Source organism: Ruegeria sp. HKCCE4148 (assembly GCF_017872495.1).
Lineage (GTDB): Bacteria > Pseudomonadota > Alphaproteobacteria > Rhodobacterales > Rhodobacteraceae > Ruegeria.
Genome location: NZ_JAEDOS010000001.1, coordinates 95,908 through 119,707 on the forward strand (window position 1 = coordinate 95,908; position 23,800 = coordinate 119,707).

The following is a 23,800-nucleotide window of genomic DNA, read 5'->3' on the forward strand; positions in this document are numbered from 1 at the left end:
TTAGCCGAGCAGCTGACCCAGCTTCATCGCGACGCCCATATTGCCCGAAATCTTGAGCTTGCCCATAGCGACACCCGTCATCGGGTTCAGTTTCCCTGTCAGCAGCTTGGTCAGGTTGTCTTGTGAGATACGGATGGTGCAATCCGTGTCCTGATCCTGCGTCGTGGCCTGATTGTCGGCCAGAACAATCACCCCGTCTGCGCCACAGTCGAATTTCAACGAGCCATCAAAGGTTTTGCCGTTCAGGCCCTTTTGAATTCCATCAGCGATGTCTTCAAGCATCCGGGTTCCTTTCGCAGTTTCCGAATGCGTAAAGGGTCAGACGGCGCGCAGGCAAGGCTGACCCAACGGGAGCTTGGCTTTATGACGCACCAAGCATCTGCGTTGTGCGATCGCAGGCCTGACCATCGTAAAAGGCGTCGAGAACAGCCTGAAATTCGACCGGAGCATCCGCGACAGAAGAAAACAGCGTCATCGAAGATCGAAGCTTCTTTGCATCAACCCCACCCAGAATGTCAGCCGCATCTCGCCCTTTGTGCGACAGCATCAGCGACGCTGCTTCCGTCAGCCGACGGCGCAGTTCAGGGTGGTTCAGATAGCTCGTTGCCTCGTCCAGATCTTCTATGCCGTAAAGCTGCGCCATATGAGATTGGCCCAGCTCGGCCAGTTGCGGAAACACAAACCACATCCAGTGGCTGGTTTTCTGCCCCTGTTCCAATTCACGCAGGACATCGGCCCAAACCGTGTCCTGCGCCTCGATGAACATATCGAGTTCGTCGTCGTTATCGTCTTCGTCGATCACTTGGACAAACGCTTGTCGCGTGCGGCCAGAAGTTTCAGGCGTAGTGCGTTCAGCTGGATGAAACCGGCTGCGTCTGTCTGATCGTATGCACCAGCGTCTTCCTCAAAGGTCACGTGCGCCTCGGAGTACAGCGAGTGATCCGACCAGCGGCCTACGGTCGAGGCCAGACCCTTGTACAGTTTCACACGAACGGTGCCGGTGACATGCTCTTGCGATTTGTCGATGGCGGCTTGCAGCATCTCACGCTCGGGCGAATACCAGAAGCCATTATAGATCAGCTCGGCATATTGCGGCATCAGCTGGTCTTTCAGGTGCATCGCGCCGCGGTCCATGGTGATGGATTCGATCCCGCGATGCGCTTCCAGCAGGATGGTGCCGCCGGGTGTTTCATAGATGCCGCGCGACTTCATGCCCACGAAGCGGCCTTCGACCAGATCCAGACGGCCAATGCCGTGCTTTCCGCCATATTCGTTCAGCTTGGTGAGGATGGTGGCCGGGCTCATCGCTTCGCCATTGATGCTGACCGCGTCACCTTTTTCAAAGCCGATCTCGATGAACTCGGGCTCGTTTGGCGCATCCTCGGGATGGACGGTGCGCTGATAGACGTAGTCAGGCGCCATGTCGGCAGGGTCTTCCAGAACCTTGCCCTCGGACGAGGTGTGCAGCAGGTTCGCATCGACCGAGAACGGAGCCTCGCCGCGCTTGTCCTTGGCAATCGGGATCTGGTTCTGTTCCGCAAACTCCAGCAGTTTGGTGCGGCTGGTCAGGTCCCATTCACGCCAGGGCGCAATCACCTTGATCTCGGGATTCAGGGCGTAAGCTGCCAGTTCAAAGCGAACCTGATCGTTGCCCTTGCCGGTCGCGCCGTGCGCAACAGCATCGGCACCGGTGGCCTCGGCGATCTCAACCAGGCGTTTCGAGATCAGAGGGCGCGCGATCGACGTGCCCAATAGATACAGCCCTTCATAGACCGCATTGGCGCGGAACATCGGGAAGACAAAGTCGCGCACGAACTCTTCGCGGATGTCCTCGATATAGATGTTCTCGGGCTTGATCCCCAGCAGTTCAGCCTTTTGGCGGGCGGGCTCCAACTCCTCACCCTGACCCAGATCGGCGGTGAAGGTCACGACCTCACAACCATACTCGGTCTGCAGCCATTTCAGAATGATCGAGGTATCAAGGCCACCGGAATAGGCCAGAACAACTTTCTTGGGCGCGGACATCTGACTTCCCTTTATGCGTAGAACGATTGGCCCCTAACGGGTTTTGAACTCGGGGGCAAGCTGTGTGGATTGACGCAGAGCGGGAATTGGGGTGAAACATACGCAATTAAAACAATGTTTGGTTGAAGGGGCAGTTTTCGGATGTTGGGATGGCAAATTTTCGTTCATTCAGTGCGGATGGTGTTTGGTAACCTGAAACAGGTCCTGCAAATCACGGTTGGGCCTGCGGTGATAGCGACTATCGCAATTGTGGCTTTGTTTCTGGCCCTTGGTATTCCGCTTGAGGCGCTTGACGAAAATGCTGGCGAATTACCTCCGGGCACGACTGCCGGGTCAATCTTGATCTTTATGTTCGTCCTGCTGGTAGTGTTGTTGGGCACCATGTTCTGGATTGCCGTGTCATGGCACCGCTTCATCCTTTTAGAAGAGTATCCTACGGGAGTGCTTCCAACATTCCGTTTCGACAGGATTCTAGCCTACTTCGGTCGTTTTCTCATGCTGGGAATTCTAATGGCAATCGCATTTATCCCCATGAGCTTGGTTGTTGCGGTTCTGGGCGAAAGCCTTGCGTGGCTTTCCCTTATTATTTTGATTTCCTACACGGTTTTTCTGGTCATTTGCTTCTTCCGCCTTTCCATAATTCTTCCGGCGGCTGCAATTGGAAGCCCGATCTCACTAAAAGACGCTTGGAGCAACACAACTGGCGTCGGCCCTTCTATTTTGGTGTTGCTGGTTGTTGCGTTCCTGTTCCAGGTTCTGGTGCAATTGATTTTCACCGCTCTGGCGATTATTCCGGTTGTTGGAGTGTTGCTGACCGTGTTTTTCGGCACGCTCATCCTTCCGATGATCAATGTCAGCATCTTTACCACCATGTACGGTGTCTTTTTCGAAAAGCGCCAGCTGTCCTGAGCCCGTACACATATGTATTCCTTGCCCTTTTCGCGGTGATACGGCAGTGAGGCGGACATGACTGATTTCATGACCCGCGCCCGCGCCGCAGAACAAGCGATGCGCTCTGTGTTTCCTGCAACGCCTTTGCAGCGGAATGCCCATCTGTCCGACCGTTATGGCGCGGACATTTGGCTCAAACGTGAAGACCTGAGCCCGGTGCGGTCGTATAAGATTCGCGGCGCGTTCAACGCGATGCGCAAGCAGCAGGGGCAGGACCTATTTGTCTGTGCCAGCGCGGGCAATCACGCACAGGGTGTGGCCTTCATGTGCAAGCATCTGGGGGTCAAGGGCGTGATCTTCATGCCGGTCACGACGCCACAGCAGAAAATCCAAAAGACTCGTATCTTTGGCGGCGAAAATATCGAGATTCACCTGACCGGAGACTATTTCGATGACACGCTGGCAGCTGCCCAAGCGTGGTGCACGCAGCAGGGCGGGCATTTCCTGTCACCGTTCGACGACGCGGATGTGATCGAAGGTCAGGCCTCATTGGCGGTTGAGATCGAAGAGCAACTGGGCGGGGTGCCAGATCATGTCGTGTTGCCGGTGGGCGGTGGCGGCATGTCCTCGGGCGTGGCGACGTGGTTCGGGGATCGCAGTCATTGCTTGTTTGTCGAGCCCGCTGGGGGCGCATGTCTGCGTGCTGCATTGGCGGCAGGGCATCCCGTTGTGCTGGATCATGTGGATACCTTCGTCGATGGCGCGGCGGTCGGACGAATTGGTGAGAAACCGTTCGATTTGCTGAAATCGCGCCACCTGTCGGATGTGCTGGTCCTGTCCGAAGACCGTATCTGCGCCACTATGATTGAAATGTTGAATGTCGAAGGCATCGTGCTTGAACCGGCTGGGGCTTTGGCGATTGAGGCGGTGGGTGACGTCCAAAGCTTTGTGCGCGGCAAGACCGTAGTCTGCGTGACGTCCGGTGGTAATTTCGATTTCGAACGTTTGCCCGAGGTCAAAGAACGCGCGCAGCGTTACTCGGGGGTGAAAAAGTACTTTATCCTGCGCCTGCCGCAGCGCCCGGGTGCGCTGAAAGAGTTCCTTGGTATTCTTGGCCCCGAAGACGACATCGCCCGCTTTGAATACATGAAAAAATCAGCGCGCAATTTCGGCTCGGTCCTGATCGGGATTGAAACCCGCAAACCTGAAAACTTCATGCGCCTGTTTGCGCATCTGGATGAGGCCGGGTTCACCTATACAGACATCACCGAGGACGAGACCCTGGCGCAGTTTGTGATCTAGCAGAGATTCTGTTGCAACTCTGCTTCGAACTTGAGTTTCGAGCTGTCAAAAAGCGCCAGCAGGGCCGGCAGATCAACTTCTACGCCTTGACCTGCCGCGGCCTGCCGTTCGCCATCCTGGCAGAGTTTCGAGAATTGATCGAACCCAAGGCTGAGAGCGCTGCCTTTCAGGAAATGCAGGTTCTGTTCCAATTCGATTCGGTTGGTATCGTGATGCAGACGCGCGATAACCTCTTGCACCTCTTCCAGAAAAATCTCGACCACCTCGTCAAATTCATCTGGGCCAACTTCGTCCCGCAATTGCCTGACTCTGTCCCAGTGGATCATTGTGAGATACCTGCCATTTAACCTTCAAGGTTCTGGTTAAACCACGGCTGGTAAAAACCAGGTTAAGGGCACCATTTGAACGTGAGTCGGGTCTTCACCGGATGTTAAGCCCGCAGACGCTAGGGTCTCTTTGACCGGTCAATTTTGTAAGAGCTGAGTGTAAATGGTACCAAGGGCGAGTCTTGAGGACACCAGATCAGATCTGGACTTCGGCGCGATCCGCAAGGTGCTGGTTGTGGATGACAGCCGTTTGCAGCGGCGCATCCTGGTGGCCTCTCTCAGGAAATGGGGGTTTGATGTGGTCGAGGCCGATACCGGCGAGGCCGCGTTGGAGCTTTGCCAGACAGACCCGCCCGATCTTGTTCTTAGCGACTGGGTTATGCCGGGGATGAGTGGTCTGGAGTTCTGCTGCGCGTTCCGCGCGCTGAATTCGGACCAATACAGCTATTTCATTCTGCTGACGTCCAAGAGCGAAAAGCAAGAAGTCGCCCGAGGTCTGGATGCCGGGGCTGATGATTTCCTCATCAAACCTTTGGAGGCGGATGAACTGCGCGCGCGTATCTCTGCCGGAGCGCGTATTTTAGATATGCAGCGCGAGCTTTCGCAGAAAAACAGGCTGATTGAATCCGCGCTGGAAGAGCTGAAGCTGGCGCATGACGCGATCGACAAGGATTTGATGCAGGCGCGTAAGATTCAGGAATCGCTGGTGCCTGAACTAATGCGCGACTTTGGCAACTCGCGGGTCAGCCTGTTGCTGAAACCGTGCGGCCATATTGGCGGCGATCTTGTTGGCATGTTCTCGCCCGGCGTGAATCGGTTGGGGTTCTACAGCATTGATGTGTCCGGCCACGGGATCACATCGGCCATGATGACGGCCCGGTTGGGCAGCTATCTGTCCAGTAAGCACTTTGATCAGAACGTCGCAATGGAACAGCGATTTAACAAATTCTACGCACTTTTACCGCCCGAGGATGTCGCCAAAACGCTCAATTCAAGGCTGATGGCGGATACGGGGATCGAAGAATATTTCACGATGGTTTATGCCATCGTCGACCTGCGCAACGGTCTAATGAAGATGGTGCAGGCCGGGCACCCGCACCCTCTTTTGTTGCGGAAGGATGGCGGTAGTGAGTTTTTGGGCGACGGCGGTTTGCCTGTCGGACTGATCGAGGACGCAGGCTTTCAACAGATCGAGACAAAATTGCAGCCCGGGGACAAGCTGTTGCTGTATTCCGACGGGTTTACCGAATGTCCCCTGGCCGATGGCGGTCTGTTGGACGAAAACGGTTTGCAGGAGATGGCACAACATTGCGTTACGGAACATGGCGGATCCGAGTTTCTGGATGACATGTTCTGGCGACTGACGCAGGTGATGTCGCCCAACGAGGGGATAGGGGATGACGTCTCGGCCGTGTTCTTCGAATATAACGGCCCTTAAAGCGACCAAAGGTGCAGCTTGGCAAAATGCCGATCGCCGTCATTGCCAAGCTTTTCAATCGCATCTGATGCATCTATCCATCGTGCTTCGTGAAACGCCTCGGCTGGCGGTCCGATGCGGCGGACAGGACGCGCGCGATAGATCATGCAGACCTTTTCCGCCCACAGATCGTATTCGGGCATATACGCGTAGCGGCGAAAGGCGCCGACGCGACGTGGGTTGGCAACCAGCCAGCCGGTTTCTTCGTAGACCTCGCGATGCAGGGCCGTGATTGGCGATTCGCCTGGATCAATGCCTCCGCCCGGCAGTTGCAGCTCTGGGTTGAAGCCGTCGTCATACCATGTCACCAACAATGATCGTCCACGAGGCAAAAGCACGTACACTCCCGGTCGCAGTGTGTATTTCTGCCCTGCCTGAGGGGTTTCACCAAACCGTCTGATCATGTATGGCCCCTTAAAACCCAATCTGTACGACCTATATGGTGCCGGTATGCCAACCTGTGGCGTGTAAGGAAACCCCATGTCTCTTGGAACAAAAATCGCGTGGGACGACACCGTCCTGCCCTTTCAACTTGATGCATCCGACATGCGTGGCCGCGTGGCCCGTCTGGATGGCGTGCTGGATGGCATCCTGAAGCAGCACGACTATCCGCCGCAAGTCGAAGCGCTGGTGGCTGAAATGGCCTTGCTGACCGCGTTGATCGGCCAGACCGTTGCGTTGCGCTGGAAGCTGTCGTTGCAGGTGCAGTCCAAAGGGGCGGTGCGCATGATCGCAACCGACTATTACGCGCCGCAGGAAGAGGGCCAAGCCGCCCAAATCCGTGCATATGCCAGCTTTGACCGCGACCGGCTGACCGACGCGGCACCTTTTGATCAGGTGGGCGAGGGGTATTTTGCCATCATGATCGACCAGGGCGAAGGCACGCAACCGTATCAGGGTATCACGCCGCTGGCGGGCGGATCGCTGAGCGCATGTGCCGAGGCGTATTTCGCGCAATCCGAACAGTTGCCGACGCGGTTCTCGTTGAGCTTTGGTAAATCGACCGAGCCTGGTGTGGGCGAGCATTGGCGCGCCGGCGGCATCATGTTGCAGCACATGCCGAAAGCCTCGCCCTTTGCAGCATCTGGTGAAGGTACTGGCGAGATCCTGACAGCAAGCGACTTGGTGGACGGCGAAGAGGGTGAGAACTGGGGTCGCGTCAATATCCTGCTGGATACTGTCGAGGATCTGGAAATGATCGGCCCTTCGGTTGCTCCGACCGATCTATTGGTTCGTCTGTTCCACGAGGAACAGCCGCGTGTTTATGACGCGCAATCGGTTCAATTTGGCTGCACCTGTTCCGAGGACCGGGTGCGCCAGAGCTTGTCGATCTATTCGGCGAAGGACATCGAAAAGATGACAACGCCGGAAGGTCTGGTCACGGCTGATTGCCAATTCTGTGGTGCGCATTACGTGCTGGATCCGGCAACTGTGGGCTTTGAAGCTGAAGACAGCAAAGGTGCATGATCCGGTTGAACAGATCCGGGCGGCCTTGCGCCGCCCCGGTCACGGGTCCAGCGATTTTGACCTGAACCCTGACACAGTTTTGCCACCCAGGCGGCGGCTGCGTCCTGCCGGTGTTCTGGTGGCCATATCTTTGGCTTATGAAACGCCTCGGGTGCTTTTGACTAAACGGTCCTCAGCCCTGAAGCATCACCCCGGTCAGATCGCATTTCCGGGCGGTAAGCAGGATGAAAGTGACGCCGACGTAACCGCGGCAGCCCTGCGCGAGGCGCAGGAAGAGATTGGGTTGCCCGTTGACCAGCCCGAGGTTCTGGGGTTTCTGCCGGCGCATGAAACCGTCACCTCTTTCAACGTCACCCCTGTGGTTGCAGTGGTACGTGACACATTCAAACCTGTGCCCGAACCCGGCGAGGTGGATGAGGTTTTCTCGACGCCTCTTGCCCATCTTCTAGATCCCGAGAATTATCTGGTTGAGTCGCGTCGCTGGCGCGGTCAGAAACGCAGATATTACACAGTTCCGTTCGGCCCCTATTATATCTGGGGTGCGACGGCTCGCATATTGCGCGGGCTTGCAGCACGGGTGAATGAATGATGCAGATAAACGAGCCTTGGGTCAGTGAACCAGCGACCCAACAGGTATGCGCCGCTCTGACTGCATCTGGTGCGCAGGCACTTTTTGTGGGTGGCTGTGTGCGCAACGCGCTTTTGGGCGCACCTGTCTCGGATATCGATATCGCTACCGACGCGCGACCACAGCAGGTGGTTGAGATGGCGCAGGCCGCGGGGCTCAAGGCTATTCCAACGGGTATTGACCACGGTACGATCACGGTCGTCAGCGCCGGTATCCCGCACGAGATCACGACCTTCCGTCGAGATGTTGAAACCGACGGGCGGCGCGCTGTTGTTGCGTTTTCCGATCATGTCGAGGAAGACGCGGCCCGGCGCGATTTCACCATGAACGCAATCTATGCGCAGCCAGATGGCACTGTGTTGGATCCGCTTGAAGGGTTGCCCGATCTTGAGGCGCGACGGGTGCGGTTCATTGGAACGGCCGAGAATCGTATACGCGAAGATTATTTGCGCTCGCTTCGATATTTCCGGTTTCACGCTTGGTATGGTGATCCACAGGCTGGGTTCGACCCAGATGCACTTTCCGCAATTGGTGCCAATCTTGACGGGTTGAAATCACTGTCGCGCGAACGGGTCGGGGCGGAACTGCTGAAACTACTGGCAGCGCCCGATCCGGCCCCTGCAATTGCAACAATGCGCAGCACGGGTGTCTTGGCGCAGCTGTTGCCGGGCGCAAACGACCGATCCCTTGCGCCTCTTGTTGCGCTCGAACAGGCGGCGGGTGCTGATCCCGATCCGGTGCGACGGCTGGCAGCCATCGCCACGCCTGAAGACGCAGCGACATTGCGATTGAGCCGTTCGCAATTGCAACGTCTGACCCGTATGCGTAACGAGGCACAAGCCACCACCAGCGTGGCCGAGCTGGGTTACCGCTACGGTGACGAAGGCGGTTTGCACGAGACTCTTCTGCGTTGCGCTTTTCTGGAACAACCCTGGTCCGAAGCCTTGAGGCATGACTTGCATAAAGGGGCGGCTGCCCGTTTTCCAATTCAAGCCAAGGATCTGATCCCCACTTTCACAGGACCAGCGCTGGGCCAGAAACTGGCCGAGCTTGAAAACCGCTGGATCGCGTCCGGCTTTGCGTTGTCGCGCGAGGAGTTGCTGGCAAGTTAGCGCTAAGTCTCAAAAGGGGATGACAAACCAACACGTTTGTGGTTACGTGCGACTGTCACATGGATGGAGGACTGCGAATGTATTACGGGATCTGGTTCGGCTAAAGCCAGAACACTTGCCCCGTAAAGGGTGGTGTTCAGGCGCCATTCTTCTTCGCACGTCTACATTTTTGCTCAATCGGAGCACTCTCCATGTTTCGCTATTTCGAAAATCTCGTTAACCCTTTTGTCGCCTACAAAGAGACCGACGCGCCACCAACCAAGTTGTGGCCGTTCATGTTGGATTATTCGCGGCCTTTCGTCCGGGTGTTTGTCTGGGCCGCACTGATTTCTATCGTCGTCGCAGGGGTCGAAATCGGGTTGATCTATTATATGGGCCGCGTTGTCGACCTGCTGGGCGGATCTCCTGCAGAAGTCTGGCAGAACCACGGGACAGAGCTGTTATTGATGGCGGCGTTTGTTCTGCTGCTTCGTCCGTTACTGCATCTGATCGACGTACTTCTGTTGAACAACACGATCCTGCCTAACTTTGGCACGCTGATCCGCTGGCGCGCGCACAAACATGTGCTGCGCCAATCGGTTGGCTGGTTCGAAAACGATTTTGCCGGGCGGATTGCGAACCGGATCATGCAAACGCCACCTGCCGCAGGCGAGGTGGTCTTTCAGGTCTTTGATGCGATTTCCTTCTCGCTAGCCTATCTGATCGGTGCGGCGATCTTGCTGTACGCAGCGGATCCGCGTTTGTTGATCCCCTTGCTAATCTGGTTTGCGTTTTATGCGATGCTGGTGCGCTGGACGGTGCAGCGTGTCGGTCCGGCGTCAAAAGCGGCCTCAGATGCGCGCTCGACTGTCACCGGCCGGGTTGTGGACAGCTATACCAACATCCATTCCGTCAAGATGTTCGCCCATGGTCCGCAAGAGTTGGACTATGCCCGCGAGGCGATCGAAGAAACCCGCCGAACTTTCCAGATTGAGATGCGGATTTTTACGATCATGGATGCGGTTCTGGTCACCTTGAACGGCATGCTGATTGTGGGCGTTGTTGGTTGGGCAATTGCGTTGTGGATGCAAGGCACCGCCTCGGTTGGTGTCGTTGCGGCTGCCACCGCACTGACTCTTCGTCTGAACGCCATGACCGGATGGATCATGTGGGCGCTGACCAGCTTTTTCCGCCAGCTTGGTATCGTGGCCGAGGGGATGGAGACGATTGCCCAACCCATTGATCTGTTGGATGCGCCCGCTGCGAAACCCTTGCGACTGAACAAGGGTGAGATCCATATCCGCGACCTGTCGCACCACTACGGTCGCGAAGCCGGTGGTTTGGACCACATCAACCTAACCATCCAACCCGGCGAAAAGATCGGTTTGATCGGTCGGTCCGGTGCTGGAAAATCGACCCTAGTTAAGCTTCTATTACGGTTTTATGATGTCGAGCGGGGCGCGATCCTGATTGACGGGCAGAACATCGCAGATGTCACGCAGGACAGCCTGCGCAGTCATATCGGCATGGTTCAGCAGGACAGCGCTTTGCTGCACCGGTCGGTGCGGGACAATATCCTTTATGGCCGCCCTGATGCGACCGAGGATCAGATGATCGCCGCCGCCAAGCAGGCCGAAGCGCATGAGTTCATCCTTGACCTGCAAGACCCGCAAGGACGCACGGGGTACGACGCGCATGTGGGCGAGCGTGGTGTAAAGCTGTCCGGCGGGCAGCGGCAGCGTGTGACGCTGGCACGGGTAATCCTTAAAGATGCGCCGATATTGTTGTTGGATGAGGCGACATCCGCCCTAGATTCCGAGGTTGAAGCGTCAATTCAGGAAACCCTATACGGCATGATGCAAGGCAAAACCGTGATCGCCATTGCGCACAGGCTCAGCACGATCGCGCAGATGGACCGTATTCTGGTCATGGATGATGGCCGCATCGTCGAAGAAGGCGCCCATTCCGACCTGTTGACGCAGCGTGGTCTTTACGCGCAGTTCTGGGCGCGGCAATCTGGCGGCTTCATGAATCCGGAGGCCGCGGAATGAGGGTCGCTGACCTCATCCAACCGTTCAAAAACATCGAAACGCCCCCGCCGCAGACGTTGGGAGCGTTCATTCGCTGGAGCCTGTCCGGTGCTTGGCCGATGTTGTTTGTTGCAGCGTTCTTTTCGGCCACAGCCGGCGCGATGGAGGCGGGCACGGCTTGGATTTTGGGCCGTGTGATCGACGTGGCAACGTCTAGCGGTCCGGAAAATTTTCTGACCGTGCAAAACATGTGGATGATCTTCGGCTCGATCGCTTTCTTTATGCTGGTGCGTCCGATCCTGTTTGGCCTGTCTTCGGTTTCGAACAATTACATCGTCATGCCCAACATCACACCCTTGGTGTTGGCCAAGTTGAACCGTTGGACGCTGGGCCAGTCGGTGACGTATTTCGACGATGATTTCGCTGGACGCATCGCACAGAAGCAGATGCAAACGTCGAACGCGATGGCTTCGGTCGTGTCAGAAACGATCAGCGCCATTGTATTTGCCCTGGCGTCTCTTGTGGGGTCTTTGCTTTTGTTAGGGTCTATTCACCCGCTTGCGATGCTGCCTTTTGCCGCTTGGCTCGTGGTCTACTTCCTGCTTGTGCGCTGGTATTTGCCGCGCATCCGTCAACGCTCTGCCGCGCGGGCCGGGGCGCGGGCGATGGTTTCGGGGCAGGTCGTTGACACGATCACCAACATCAAGACGGTTAAGTTGTTTGCACATTCCGCTTTTGAAGATCGGGCTGCGCGCGACTCGATGGTGGAACTGCGCGAACGGTCGCTGGATTTCGGTAAGCTTTCGGCCAGTTTTCGATTTATCCTGATGACGTTGGCTGGTGTTTTGCCGGTTCTGCTGCTGGGTGCGACGCTTTGGTTGTGGCAAATCGGCATTGCGACCGCAGGGGATATAGTGGCAGCAGGTGCCGTCTCAATCCGGATTGCGCAAATGACGGGTTGGGTCAGTTTCACTCTAATGGGCCTCTACGCCAATGTGGGTGAAATCGAAAACGGGATGAAAACGCTGGCCAAGCGTGACCGGGTCGAGGATGCGGGGGACGCAAAAGACCTGGTTGTGCACGACGGATCAATCTCATTCGAAAATGCCAGCTTTGCTTATGGTCGGGACATAGGCGGTGTTACAGATCTGACCCTGACTATAAAACCCGGCGAAAAGCTGGGTATCGTCGGCGCCTCGGGCGCGGGTAAGTCGACGCTCGTGTCCTTGCTGCTTCGACTCTATGACAGGGAAAGTGGCGCTATTCGTATTGACGGGCAAGACGTGTCGCAGGTGACACAAGACAGCCTGCGCCGCCAGATCGGTATGGTCACACAAGAAACAGCAATGTTCAACCGTTCGGCGCGCGAAAACATCCTGTACGGTCGCCCGGATGCGTCCGAGGATGAGATGATAACCGCTGCGAAAAAGGCCGAGGCGCATGAATTCATCCTCAGCCTTGAGGATGCTAACGGTCGCCAAGGCTATGACGCTCATCTGGGCGAAAGGGGTGTAAAACTCAGCGGCGGACAGCGTCAGCGGATCGCTTTGGCCCGTGCCATTCTGAAGGACGCGCCGATTTTGGTTCTGGACGAAGCAACCTCGGCACTTGATTCCGAGGTCGAAGCCTCGATTCAGACCGCGCTGCATCGGGTAATGGAGGGTAAGACCGTTCTGGCCATTGCACACCGGCTGTCCACCCTCAGCGAGATGGATCGGATCGTTGTCCTGGACCAGGGGCGGATTGTCGAAAGCGGAACACATGAGACGCTGCTGGATCAGGGCAGTCTGTATGCGCGGTTCTGGCATCGTCAATCTGGCGGCTTTATTCAGGCGGAAGCTGCTGAATAAGGGTTTTGTTGACTTGAAAGCCCGGCTATCAGGCCCTTCATGACGCAGCGATTCACAATCACACGGCTCGGCCATCAGGGCGATGGTATTGCCGATGGCCCCGTCTATGCCCCGCGCACTCTACCAGGTGAGGTCGTAAGCGGCACTTTGACGGGTCAAGTGCTGACCGATATCCGGGTGGAAACGCCATCCGAAGATCGGGTCAAGGCGCCGTGTCGCCACTACAAAGCCTGCGGCGGGTGTCAGTTGCAGCATGCCTCTGACGCCTTTGTGGCCGATTGGAAGCTTGAAATTGTGCGCAACGCCTTGGCCGCGCAGGGTCTGGATGCACAGATGCGCCCGATCCACACGTCACCCGAACAGTCGCGCAGGCGTGCAACGGTTGCTGTAAGACGAACAAAGAAAGGTACGTTGGCCGGGTTTCATGGTCGCGCGTCGGACACGATCACGGAAATCCCCGACTGCCGGTTGTTGGACCCCGAGTTGACCGCGGCCATTCCTGTGGCCGAGGCGCTGGCCGTTCTGGGTGGAAGCCGTAAGGGTGTTCTGGCGGTGACACTGACACTCTCCGAAGGCGGATTGGATGTAGCTGTTAGAGGCGGCAAACCCTTGGACGGTCCGCTGGAACTAGCGCTGGCTCAAGCGACCGAGAAACACGGGTTGGCGCGGCTGAGTTGGGACGGTGAAGTGATCGCTATGCGACAGGCGCCGGTTCAGCGGTTTGGAAGAGCCGCCGTCACTCCGCCGTCCGGTGCGTTCTTGCAAGCGACCAAGGACGGAGAACAGGCTCTATTACAGGCGGTTTTGGAGGCAACAGAGGGTGCAAAGCGCGCCGTCGACCTGTTTTCAGGTAGCGGTACGTTTTCGCTTCCCCTGGCCCAAAAAGCCGAAGTTCATGCTGTGGAAGGCGAGGCCGCAATGGTTCAGGCGCTGGATCAGGGCTGGCGCAGAGCGCAGGGTTTGAAACGCGTAACAACTGAGGCCCGCGACCTGTTTCGTCGTCCATTGATGCCTGATGAACTAAAGGCCTTTGACGCGATTGTTTTAGACCCGCCCCGCGCCGGAGCCGAGGCGCAGGTGGAGGAGTTGGCTCAAGCCAGTCGACCAGTGATTGCCTATGTTTCCTGCAACCCGGTGAGCTTTGCGCGGGACGCAAAAATCCTTGTTAACGCAGGCTACACCCTTGAATGGGTACAGGTCGTTGACCAATTTCGGTGGTCGTCACACACGGAACTTGCTGCGCGCTTTGTCCTGAACGCCGCATCTTGACCAGACAGGAGATCGCGACACATGAGTGTCAAACAGCGTTTGCTGACCATCATCGAAGCCCCGGCTTTCGGGCGTTTCATCACGGCAGTCATAATTTTCAACGCAATTCTTTTGGGGATGGAGACATCACCCACTTTGATGAACGCAGCAGGACCGCTGATTGTCACGCTAGACAAGCTGTGCCTTGCCATCTTCGTGGCTGAGATCACAATAAAGCTGATCGCGACCGGGCGCAGATTCTTTACAAGCGGTTGGAATATATTCGATTTCCTGATCGTGGGTGTCGCACTTGTCCCCAGTGCTGGTGGTCTTTCCGTGCTGCGTGCCCTGCGGATCCTGAGGGTGTTGCGCGTGATTTCCGTGGCGCCCCGCCTGCGCCGCGTGGTCGAAGGCTTTATTTCGGCCCTGCCCGGGATGGCCAGTGTCTTCTTGTTGATGGCAATCCTATTCTACATCGGCGCGGTAATCTCGACCAAACTGTTCTCGGTGTCATTTCCCGCCTGGTTCGGTGATCTGGGCCTGTCGGCCTATACCTTGTTCCAAATCATGACGTTGGAAAGCTGGTCCATGGGCATCGTCCGCCCCGTGATGGAGGTATATCCCTACGCCTGGCTGTTTTTTGTGCCATTTATCATGGTCACGACCTTTGCCGTGGTGAACCTGTTGGTGGGTTTGATCGTGAACTCGATGCAGGACGCACACCATGCCGAGGACGAGGTTAAAACCGATGCCTATCGCGACGAAGTGCTGGAACGGCTGGAAAGCATCGAACGCCGTCTGGCCGAGCAGATGAACAGCAAAAAGTGATTTCCGTTTCGCAAGGTTTTTGGCATATTAATCTCCAAAAAACAGAGCAGGCAGTGAAAAATGGATCGTCGAGCATTCGGATTGGGGGCTATGGCAACGCTGAGCCTTACGGCTTGTGCCAAAGCTGGCCCAAGATTTTTGACTTATGATGGGCCCGAAGTGACCTCTTTGGTGGTCAACAAAGGCGCACGCAAACTCTATCTGCTGCATCATGAGCAGGTTTTGCGAGAATACGATGTGGATTTGGGATTTGCGCCACGAGGCACCAAAACCAAAAAAGGGGATGGTCGCACGCCAGAGGGCAGCTATCTGATTGACCGCAGAAATCCGCGAAGCCGCTATCACCTATCGTTAGGTATTTCCTACCCCAACTCTCAGGATATCGCTCAGGCCAAGGCAGCAGGCGTTAATCCGGGCGGTGATATCTTTATTCACGGCCAGCCGAATCTTCGGTCAGAGCTCAAGCGCGCGCGGAAAACACCCGATTGGACCGCAGGATGCATCGCTGTCAAGAATGACGAGATTGAAGAGATTTATGCGATGGTCAACAAAGGCACGCTAATCACTTTGCGTCCCTAGGCGGCACCGGGGCCCAGGCTCCAAACCCGAACACCTCATAGTCATGCTGGTAGACGTCCTCTGCCAGCGCCTCTAGCTCAGCATCATAGATCTGGTCCAGCGTAAACGGTTCATCAGGCGCGCGTGTGCTGGGCTTTGGCGGGTTTGAATGACCGATATCTCGTGCAAGCGCTGGAAGCGCTGTGGTCAGGTCTTCTTCCCGCAGGATCAGGTCTGGCAAAAGGAAACCGGAAATCCCGTCCAGAACCCGGGATTGGCTGCACCATGTCCCGTCAACGCGGATTGGGGTTTGATTGTTGAGGTTAAGACGTAGGAAGCCGAGAAAGGCTAAAAACGCATCACGGTGCTGCGCGACAGAATAATTGGTGTCCCGCACCTGCCCTGGAATCGGCACCTTTAGTCGGTTCCGCAGATAGTTGCGCACCATTTTGTAGCTGCCAGGTCCAGTACTTAGAATGTGTTGGCAAAACGCGGTATGCGCCCGCGCCAACGGATGGCGCAGGACTGTGAATTTTCGGTGACCGGTGTGGTTCCTCAACCAGGCGCGGATCTGTTTGCGGTTGCGATCGGTGATTAGATCACCAGTCTTACCGCCGTCCAGATCGGCCAGCCATTGGTTTATAACAGCCTCTAATCCGTTACGAATGGGCAAATACATCAAGGCCGACTTTGGTGCCGCGACGTATTGCGGGACGGCGGCACCGCGCTGCGGCTCAAAGCGAGAGGTGTGATGCAGCCCAAACTGGTCGACATCCGCCAGCGCACGCGTCATGTCGTCAGGATTTGTGACTTTTGACACTGCGGGCGCTGGGTTTTGCGGTTTCAGCGTGTCGTCCAGCCGGGTCAGTCGCGCTTTGACCCCCAGCCATTCGGCTAGGCCGTTCAGGACGTCCATTTCAGTCAGGTCTTCATAGGAGATGAAAAAAGCGCTCTGACCTGTCTTTTGCAAATGTCGCCGCAGCATGTGCTGATGGCTCTGGACCTGTTCCAGATAATCCAAGAATTCCTGTGCATCAAAGGTGACTTGGGCATCGACGCGGCGTTTAACATTCTTCAGCAGCCATTGCTGTGTGGTCCGCGCGATCTTCAAGGACAGGTAGCTGTCCAGTGGATTGCGGGTCAGAATGATCTTTGCGCAGCGATGGTCATTCAAAACGGGCTTCAGAATGCGCGGATCGTGTTCTTCGAAATACCGGAACCCGTTGATGTCACCGGGTGCTGTACGAATGGCTTTCAGCAGCTTCATCGGATCTGCGTCACGGTCTTCCAGCGTCAGGCCCAGCAGTGTATCTGACTGCAGATTCCCGGCAAAATGGGGATTAAACGCCTCGCCATGGCAGGTCACGCTGTCAAGCGCGTTCAGGTTTGCCTCCAGCAGGTTAGACCCTGTGCGCATGGCCGCCAGTACAACAAAGTAATCATATTTGGCTGCCATTGGCCGTCACTGCACCAGATAGGGTTTTCGGAAAGGTTTTGTCTGCCGACCAAACACATCGTCAGACGGGAAATCACCCATCAGATATGGGTGCATACCCTGATTCTTCAGATTTTGCAGGAACTTCCCGAAACCGGTCAGATCAACCATGGTGGGCACTTCGGTCAAGTGGCTGGCCTGATGTGCGCCGATCTCATCCAGAATCGTCTGTAACGGATCCATCGGCGATTCAATGAAATCGGCCAAGGTCCAACTGCGCATGCGGGCTTTGGTCCAGACCGAGGTCAAAACCTCGAGCTGCTTGGTTTCAATCTGCTGCAACCGTGCCGCTTCGCACCGGATCTCCGAGAAGTTGAGGTTTGAACGGAACAATGGAATTGCCCAGGCTCCGGTGATGACCGAAATCTGGGCGTTCTTGTCGCGCGCCAAAAACCAGTTGATCTCTTGCGTGTCTCTTGGGCTGAACTGAAAACACTGCCGTTCCCCCCGCGTGTTCCAGATCAGGTTCGACAGGAATGCTGTGGGGTTGTAATCCCGTAAAGTTGCGCTGTCGCTAAGGGCGCCGTTTGTGATGGTTTCCCCTTGTTCAAATTCGGCGCGATCAGGTCCGAACAAGTGCCCATGGACTTTTGCTCCCGTGGTGGTCACAAGCCAGGATTCAAAATCCTCAAACAGCTCGGAAAATCCCTGGAATACAGAATAAGGCGAAGATGTCAGGCCGTTTTCGCTGCCGTGCCGTGGAAAGCGGCTTTGCATATAAAGCCCGTCGCGTCCTCGCGTCCGCCGTTCCACCGCTTTCGAGAAGATGCGGTCGATCTTGCCGGGATTGGGCTCAGCCGGTTTCATGGCACTGGTCTGGTCCGTCAGAAATGCCTGATACAGTCGTTCGGCCTGAGGCCAGATCTTACGGGCAACAAAGCAATCCGAGCGTCGCAGCAATTGCAGGTGATCGTCATAGAAAATATGTGGACGGCCCTGGTAATCGAATTTGGACAGAGTCAGGGATCGGCTTTCGATATGCGTCGAATATTGTCGTGCAAGGGTCTGGAAATAGCTTTCATCCGGAATCCAAACATGGCGGAAATACTTGTCGTATTGTTTACGTTTGGGATCTTGAAGGATGGCTGAGAGTGTCTGGCGGGTCAGGCACCACCACTGGCTGCCCATATGAGGCACCAAACCATCTGGAATTTGTCTGCGGTACCCCACGGCACGCTGTAGCCTGACATAGGTGTCAAACAGCTTGCGCTGTTTGCGCCACGAGAATGGGAACCGCAGGGTAAACCGTTCATGATCCAGACCGCCAATGGTCCAGCTGACATCGGATGTCGTTGCGCTTTCGATAAAATCCACGCGGGGCCGTTCAGCCAGGTAATCGATTAGCTCCTGAACCGGACGCAGGGGCAGGCATGCTCCTGAAGACAGAAACGCGTGCCGAACGTCGGGAAATTGCTCAAGCATCAATTCGGATGCGCTTTGCGAGGCAGCGACGATGCCCCAGCCGCCCCAATCGCACCGGTGACGTTCAGAAAAAACGATATCGGGATCGTTTGAGCAGGACGCGACAAAACGGGCGTAAGTGCCATCCGGGACTTTGCGATCCACGTGCACCACAACCGGACATCCCGCAGCCGTCCAATGGCGCGCCACCTGCTCGGCTCGGTCCAGCGAAGTATGGACCAGCATGACGATGCCCAGGCTACTCATGCCCAATTCCCCTTGGACATAAGGCCCAGAATCTCAAGCTGTCGCCAATTGATGTAAGCCTCGGACCATTGGCACCAGAAAACGGGTTTTTCCTCAAGCTGTGCGGCATAGGCTTTGTATTCACCTGATCCGCGGTAATGTTGACCGCGCTGCAGTTCCTCGCGCGCTTTGTCGCCAAGGGTGTCGATCAGTTTGGCATGAAGCAGTGACCCGCTGGCTTTTTCCCCGCCCCACTCGTCATAAACTTGGTTCAAACCCCGCGGCAAAAGCGAATGGGTCGAGCTGACATAGACATAGCGCCGATCCCACTTCACCAAGGGAATCTTGTTCAACGCAGGCGCTTTGGAGGGGTTTTCGCGAAAAAACACGCGCGCTCTAGGACCGCCTTGAATCCACAGGTTCTTATAATCCGGGTTCTTGGTGATCATGTAGTTCCCGGGATCGAACCAGCGCGCGATTTCGAACGGGTTCTGCCCCTCGCGGTAGGGTTCTGCATCTACCGGACCTTCGGGGTACATGTCGATCAGCATGGTTCCAAAACTGCGCACGGCGCTGCCATCCAGCCAATCCGTCAATGCGCGTATAGGGCGGGTGTCGCAAAACGGATAGATGAAGAATTCATCCGGATCGACGGTCAGAACCCAATGACCATGTGCGTATATCCGCAAAATGTAGTTCGACCAGTCCAGACCATAGCCCGCGCGTTTGTAGCTGGTTGTCGTTCGCCAAACTGACACGTCGGCCTGTTCTTGTAGGAATTCGAAACTTCCGTCATCGCTATTGTTGTCGATGAACAAAAAGTGGTTGATGCCCAGTTTGCGGTAGTATTCCAGGAAAAACGGCAGGCGGATTTTTTCGTTCCGGACAACGCTCATTAGAAGAATGTCGTCGTGTCGGATGGCCGATGTGTTGACGCTGGCGGGTTTCAGTTCACGGCTTCGTCTGAGGCAGCGCAGAATACGGCGCTTGCGCCGCAATCGCATTTTGTAGGATTCGAACAGGCTCACGTGACTGCCCAACCTTTATTATTACGCGAGCTTTCCCCGACCTCGTCTTTCCAGTTGGCAGGACAAGGCATTACCGGTTTATGCCACCTATGCATCTTCTGAGGCAACTTTTTTAAACCGACAAAGTGTAAACGTGCGGTTGACTGTCGTATTTTCATTGCAGGCCCCAATCCCCGCCAGGCATCAACCCCATTTGTTGCAACTGTTTCCAGCCGGTATAACGGACTGATTGTGGAGTCCACATGACCGGCTGATTAATGATCCCGTCATAATACGCCGCAAATTGGCTTGGATCATGAAAGTGCTGGCGTCGTTCTTTTTCCGATTTGGACTTTTCAACAATCTCCGGCAGGAATTTTGTGTGCAGCAATACTCCCGAAGGCGCCGCTCCACCGGGCCCATCATAAGCTGCGTTCAGGTGGCGCGGCAGGGCCGAGTGGCATGAGTTCACATACGCATACCGCCGCGACCAGCGGATCAGTGGAATCTTGTTCAGAGTGGGAGAGCGCTGCCGCGTCTGGGTGAAGAACATCCGTTCCCTTGCGCCGCCTTGAACCCACAGATTGCCAATCGGGCTTTGTCGCTCTGCGCGATATGGCCCCGCATCGAACCAACACAGCAGATCTGTTGGGTCGGTATCCGGGTCATAGGTGTCGCGGCCCAACGGACCTTTGGGATAGAGGTCCAGCATCAACGCGCCAAAACCAACCCGCCCTTTCTGCTCCAGCCAATGTGTCAGGTCCTGAAGGGGCCGGGTATCGCAATGGGAATAAACCAACAGCTCATCCGCATCGACCATAAGACACCAGTGCGCGTGTCCATGCCGCATCTGGAGCCAAGTCAGCCAATCCAGACCAAATCGTGATCCCCGATAGCTTGAATAGGTTTGCCAGACAGAAACATCTGGTTGATCCAAGAGATACTCTGCCGAGCCGTCATCGCTGCCATTGTCGACGACCAGAAAGTGGCGCACACCCAACTGGCGGTAGTGGCGAAGAAACCAGGAAAGGCGGGTCATTTCGTTGCGCAGAGTGGTAAAAGCCAGCACGTCACCAGCGCGGATCTTGCCGGTCCGATCGTTCAGGCAGGTCAACTGGTTCCGGCTGCGAAAGGATCGCCACAGAAGCCGCCGACGTTTCCAGCGCAGCTGATACTTTTGCCGCCAGCCGATCTTGGGCAGCTTTTGTAACGCGCTGAAGGTCAATTTAGCCTCATTTCTCGTAGTGGCCGTTCTGATGCCAGCGCCAGGCATCCGCTATCATTGTCTCTAACGTGGAGCGTTTTGGCATCCATCCCAGTTCAGTTTCAGCCCGAACAGAGCCCGAGACCAGCTTGGTACAATCGCCTGCCCGACGAGGCCCGGTTGAATAAGGCACAGGGCGGTTGGTAACGGATTTGGATTGCTCGATTACCTCCAACACGGAAAATCCTGATCCGGTGCCCAGATTGAAAACACGGCTTTCCTTGCCTTGTTCCAGCCATTCCAGCCCCAGAACATGCGCGTCGACCAGATCGCAGACATGTACATAGTCGCGGATACATGTGCCGTCGGGGGTGTCATAGTCGGTCCCAAAGACGGTCAGGCCTTCGCGTTTGCCGTCGATCGCATCCAGCATCAGAGGGATCAGGTGCGTTTCGGGCTGGTGGAATTCACCAACGTCTCCGTCAGGGTCTGCCCCGGCAACGTTGAAATAGCGGAAAATGACGTGGCGCAGGCCGTGGGCCGCTTCGAAATCTTTCAGGATATCTTCGATTGCACGTTTCGATGCACCATAGGCATTCAGTGGATACTGCGCGGTGGATTCATCCAGAACCACGTTGTCATGTTCACCATAGGTGGCGCATGTGGACGAGAACACAAAATTCAAACACCCGGCTGCAACCGCAGCTTCGATCAAGGTCAACGAACCGGTGACGTTGTTTGACCAGTACAATCCGGGCTGCTTCATCGCGTCGCCCACCTGGCTTAGGGCCGCAAAATGCATCACGGCTGCCGGTTGGTGTTTGGCAAACACCTCGTCCAGACGCGCGCGGTCCAGCAGGTCGCCCTGCTCGAAAGGGCCGTATTTCACCGCATCCTGCCAACCCGTGACCAGATTGTCATATGTCACAGGCACATAACCCGCTTGCGCCAGCGCTTTGCACGCGTGCGAGCCGATATACCCTGCACCGCCAGTAACAAGGATAGTTGTCATGATGCGTCCTTTAAAACGAGTTAACTATACTTAAAATTTGAGCACCGCCGGATGTCATGGGGAAAATCGGTTATTCCAACCCCATCGCCGCCATCATCTCTTCGATTTTTGGGACATCCTGCGGGTTGTTCAGTTCCCAGAACTGGCGGCCCTTGGCCTCGACTTCGACGCACAGTACCTTGCGGCCGTTCTCCATGAACCGAAGCTGCTCCAGGCCTTCCAATTGCTCCAGCGGGCCGGTGGGCCAGCCTGGATATGCGGCAAGCGCATCGGGCCGATAAGCATATACACCCACGTGATGAAACACCGGGGTCGGCTCGTCGCCTGCATAGGTCTGCGAGGTAAACGGCACGACCTCTTTCGAGAAATACATCGCGCTGTGATCGCGACCGAACACAGCGGTGGTTCCTCCGACACGGTCATGCTTTCGGTCGTTCAGCAAACTGTTCAGCGCGTCGCCGTCACAGCGCAGCACAGGCGTGGCCACACCAGCATCCGGCGCCGCGCGCAGGCCCGCGATCAGGTCTTCTACAAACCAGTGTGGCGTCAGTGGCGCGTCGCCCTGAAGGTTGACCACCATATCATACCCAGCCCCCAGAACCTCATGCGCTTCGGCGCAGCGTTCGGTGCCGTTCTGACAGCTTTCCGAAGTCATCACCACTTCGGCCCCAAACCCTTCCGAGACCTCGCGGATACGATCGTCATCCGTTGCAACGACCACCCGATCAACGCCCGAGACAGACTTGGCTGCGCGCCAGGACCGTTCGATCAGCGTCATCGCAGTGCCTGTGGCACCAGATAGCGGCACCAACGGCTTGCCCGGATAGCGGGTCGAGGCATAGCGGGCGGGGATGGCAATCAGAACAGACATCAGGCTTCCTTTAGTTCAACACCCGGAGCGTAGGCGATAAAAAACGGGTTGGCATAGCCTTCTTTGCCATAGAGCAGCGGCGAATGGTCGTCAAAACGCACCACCTGGCCACCGGCCCCGGCCAGAACCGCGTGACCTGCCGCTGTATCCCATTCCATTGTGCGACCGACACGAGGGTAGATATCCGCTTCACCGGTGGCCACCAGACAGAACTTGAGGGAAGACCCTGCGCTTTTGCTGTCTTTGGCTTGGTACTTGCTGATGTAATCCTCGGTCGCCTGATCCCTGTGGGATTTCGAAGCCACGACCAAAAGCGCCGAATTGTCTGGTTTAGAGACTGAAATATTCGTCAAATCACCAGGTGTGTCCTTGTCAAACGCGCCGGTTTCCTCGACCGAACGGCCATCTGCTTGTGTGTAGAACATACGACCGCGAGCTGGGGCATAAACAACACCTCGCGTTGGTGTTCCGTTTTCGACCAGCGCAATGTTGACGGTAAAGTCGCCACGGCGGTTGATGAATTCTTTGGTGCCGTCCAGCGGATCAACTATCAGGAACGTATCACCTTTTTCCGAATGCGAAGCCGCCTGTTCTTCAGTGACCAGCAGAATATCCGGGAAAGCTGCGCGCAAACCGGCGGAAATCAATGCGTCTGCAGCCTCATCTGCCTCGGTTACTGGGCTGGAGTCAGATTTGACTTTGACATCGAAATCATCTGCCTCATAAATCTCCATGATCTTATCACCCGCCTGAAGGGCAAGACGTCGGATGACTGGGATAAGCGCGTCATAGGTCACAAAAATGCTCCGTTCCTGTGGTTTGTTGATCCAAACTCATGACCGA

At 56.2% G+C, this 23,800-nt stretch carries 23 protein-coding genes; 11 read left to right on the forward strand and 12 right to left on the reverse strand.

The genetic code is table 11. The features are described from left to right. The 3 genes from I9187_RS00465 to I9187_RS00475 form a co-directional block, all read right to left on the reverse strand. Window positions 1–282 (reverse strand): SCP2 sterol-binding domain-containing protein, encoded by a 282-nt coding sequence (locus tag I9187_RS00465; protein ID WP_171178639.1) that lies wholly within the window; start codon window positions 280–282, stop codon window positions 1–3. 79 nt (window positions 283–361) lie between these two features. Beyond that, window positions 362–766 (reverse strand): DUF1810 domain-containing protein, encoded by a 405-nt coding sequence (locus I9187_RS00470; protein WP_171178866.1) that lies wholly within the window; start codon window positions 764–766, stop codon window positions 362–364. Between the two features lie 32 nt (window positions 767–798). Then, entirely contained in the window at window positions 799–2,025 is a 1,227-nt protein-coding gene (locus tag I9187_RS00475; protein ID WP_171178636.1) for an argininosuccinate synthase, read from the reverse strand. 249 nt (window positions 2,026–2,274) lie between these two features. Between I9187_RS00475 and I9187_RS00480 the strand changes: the two genes are divergently transcribed. Next, the gene (locus I9187_RS00480) at window positions 2,275–2,934 is read left to right on the forward strand and encodes a hypothetical protein (RefSeq protein WP_348540057.1); all 660 of its coding nucleotides are present in this window, start codon (window positions 2,275–2,277) and stop codon (window positions 2,932–2,934) included. Between the two features lie 57 nt (window positions 2,935–2,991). Continuing rightward, window positions 2,992–4,218, forward strand: coding sequence for a threonine ammonia-lyase IlvA (gene ilvA, locus I9187_RS00485; RefSeq protein ID WP_171178632.1), 1,227 nt, complete (start codon window positions 2,992–2,994; stop codon window positions 4,216–4,218). Here the strand turns inward: ilvA and I9187_RS00490 are convergent. Next, window positions 4,215–4,544 (reverse strand): Hpt domain-containing protein, encoded by a 330-nt coding sequence (locus I9187_RS00490; protein WP_171178630.1) that lies wholly within the window; start codon window positions 4,542–4,544, stop codon window positions 4,215–4,217. The two genes, ilvA and I9187_RS00490, sit on opposite strands and share 4 nt — an antisense overlap. Before the next feature lie 163 nt (window positions 4,545–4,707). On the opposite strand from I9187_RS00490, the gene I9187_RS00495 reads away from it, so the two are divergent. Then, entirely contained in the window at window positions 4,708–5,982 is a 1,275-nt protein-coding gene (locus I9187_RS00495) for a SpoIIE family protein phosphatase (RefSeq protein WP_171237896.1), read from the forward strand. Here the strand turns inward: I9187_RS00495 and I9187_RS00500 are convergent. After that, complete coding sequence (locus I9187_RS00500) at window positions 5,979–6,425, reverse strand: NUDIX hydrolase (protein ID WP_171178626.1); 447 nt, start codon at window positions 6,423–6,425, stop codon at window positions 5,979–5,981. The genes I9187_RS00495 and I9187_RS00500 overlap by 4 nt on opposite strands. Before the next feature lie 76 nt (window positions 6,426–6,501). Here I9187_RS00500 and I9187_RS00505 point away from each other — a divergent pair, with 76 nt between their 5' ends. From I9187_RS00505 to I9187_RS00540, 8 genes are all read left to right on the forward strand, one after another. After that, complete coding sequence (locus I9187_RS00505; RefSeq protein ID WP_171105761.1) at window positions 6,502–7,488, forward strand: Hsp33 family molecular chaperone HslO; 987 nt, start codon at window positions 6,502–6,504, stop codon at window positions 7,486–7,488. Continuing rightward, window positions 7,481–8,077, forward strand: coding sequence for a CoA pyrophosphatase (locus I9187_RS00510; protein WP_171178864.1), 597 nt, complete (start codon window positions 7,481–7,483; stop codon window positions 8,075–8,077). The genes I9187_RS00505 and I9187_RS00510 overlap by 8 nt, the downstream gene beginning before the upstream one ends. Next, complete coding sequence (locus tag I9187_RS00515) at window positions 8,074–9,228, forward strand: CCA tRNA nucleotidyltransferase (protein ID WP_171178622.1); 1,155 nt, start codon at window positions 8,074–8,076, stop codon at window positions 9,226–9,228. Before I9187_RS00510 ends, I9187_RS00515 begins: the two co-directional genes overlap by 4 nt. 191 nt (window positions 9,229–9,419) lie before the next feature. Then, window positions 9,420–11,258 carry an ABC transporter ATP-binding protein gene (locus tag I9187_RS00520; protein WP_171178620.1) on the forward strand — a complete coding sequence of 613 codons (1,839 nt, stop codon included), beginning with the start codon at window positions 9,420–9,422 and terminating at the stop codon, window positions 11,256–11,258. Next, window positions 11,255–13,087, forward strand: coding sequence for an ABC transporter ATP-binding protein (locus I9187_RS00525; RefSeq protein ID WP_171178617.1), 1,833 nt, complete (start codon window positions 11,255–11,257; stop codon window positions 13,085–13,087). The genes I9187_RS00520 and I9187_RS00525 overlap by 4 nt, the downstream gene beginning before the upstream one ends. A gap of 39 nt (window positions 13,088–13,126) precedes the next feature. Then, on the forward strand, window positions 13,127–14,356 hold the full coding sequence (locus I9187_RS00530; RefSeq protein ID WP_171237898.1) for an RsmD family RNA methyltransferase: 1,230 nt from the start codon (window positions 13,127–13,129) through the stop codon (window positions 14,354–14,356). Window positions 14,357–14,377: 21 nt separating this feature from the next. Further along, window positions 14,378–15,163: an ion transporter gene (locus tag I9187_RS00535; protein WP_171178613.1), complete on the forward strand. Its 786-nt coding sequence runs from the start codon at window positions 14,378–14,380 to the stop codon at window positions 15,161–15,163. Window positions 15,164–15,223: 60 nt separating this feature from the next. Then, window positions 15,224–15,742 (forward strand): L,D-transpeptidase family protein, encoded by a 519-nt coding sequence (locus I9187_RS00540; protein WP_171178610.1) that lies wholly within the window; start codon window positions 15,224–15,226, stop codon window positions 15,740–15,742. Here I9187_RS00540 and I9187_RS00545 read toward each other — a convergent pair. From I9187_RS00545 to cysQ, 7 genes are all read right to left on the reverse strand, one after another. Further along, window positions 15,726–17,177, reverse strand: a complete 1,452-nt coding sequence (locus tag I9187_RS00545; RefSeq protein ID WP_171178608.1) for a sulfotransferase family 2 domain-containing protein — start codon at window positions 17,175–17,177, stop codon at window positions 15,726–15,728. The genes I9187_RS00540 and I9187_RS00545 overlap by 17 nt on opposite strands. A gap of 6 nt (window positions 17,178–17,183) precedes the next feature. Beyond that, complete coding sequence (locus I9187_RS00550) at window positions 17,184–18,884, reverse strand: beta-1,6-N-acetylglucosaminyltransferase (protein WP_171237899.1); 1,701 nt, start codon at window positions 18,882–18,884, stop codon at window positions 17,184–17,186. Further along, on the reverse strand, window positions 18,881–19,867 hold the full coding sequence (locus tag I9187_RS00555; protein ID WP_209940100.1) for a glycosyltransferase family 2 protein: 987 nt from the start codon (window positions 19,865–19,867) through the stop codon (window positions 18,881–18,883). The genes I9187_RS00550 and I9187_RS00555 overlap by 4 nt, the downstream gene beginning before the upstream one ends. Before the next feature lie 178 nt (window positions 19,868–20,045). Continuing rightward, window positions 20,046–21,095: a glycosyltransferase family 2 protein gene (locus tag I9187_RS00560; RefSeq protein WP_245222875.1), complete on the reverse strand. Its 1,050-nt coding sequence runs from the start codon at window positions 21,093–21,095 to the stop codon at window positions 20,046–20,048. A 7-nt stretch (window positions 21,096–21,102) separates the two neighbouring features. Then, on the reverse strand, window positions 21,103–22,086 hold the full coding sequence (galE, locus tag I9187_RS00565) for a UDP-glucose 4-epimerase GalE (RefSeq protein ID WP_171178603.1): 984 nt from the start codon (window positions 22,084–22,086) through the stop codon (window positions 21,103–21,105). Window positions 22,087–22,156: 70 nt separating this feature from the next. Further along, window positions 22,157–22,957: a manno-octulosonate cytidylyltransferase gene (locus I9187_RS00570; RefSeq protein ID WP_171178601.1), complete on the reverse strand. Its 801-nt coding sequence runs from the start codon at window positions 22,955–22,957 to the stop codon at window positions 22,157–22,159. Then, window positions 22,957–23,754 (reverse strand): 3'(2'),5'-bisphosphate nucleotidase CysQ, encoded by a 798-nt coding sequence (gene cysQ, locus I9187_RS00575; RefSeq protein ID WP_171178599.1) that lies wholly within the window; start codon window positions 23,752–23,754, stop codon window positions 22,957–22,959. The genes I9187_RS00570 and cysQ overlap by 1 nt, the downstream gene beginning before the upstream one ends. Window positions 23,755–23,800 lie beyond the last annotated feature (46 nt).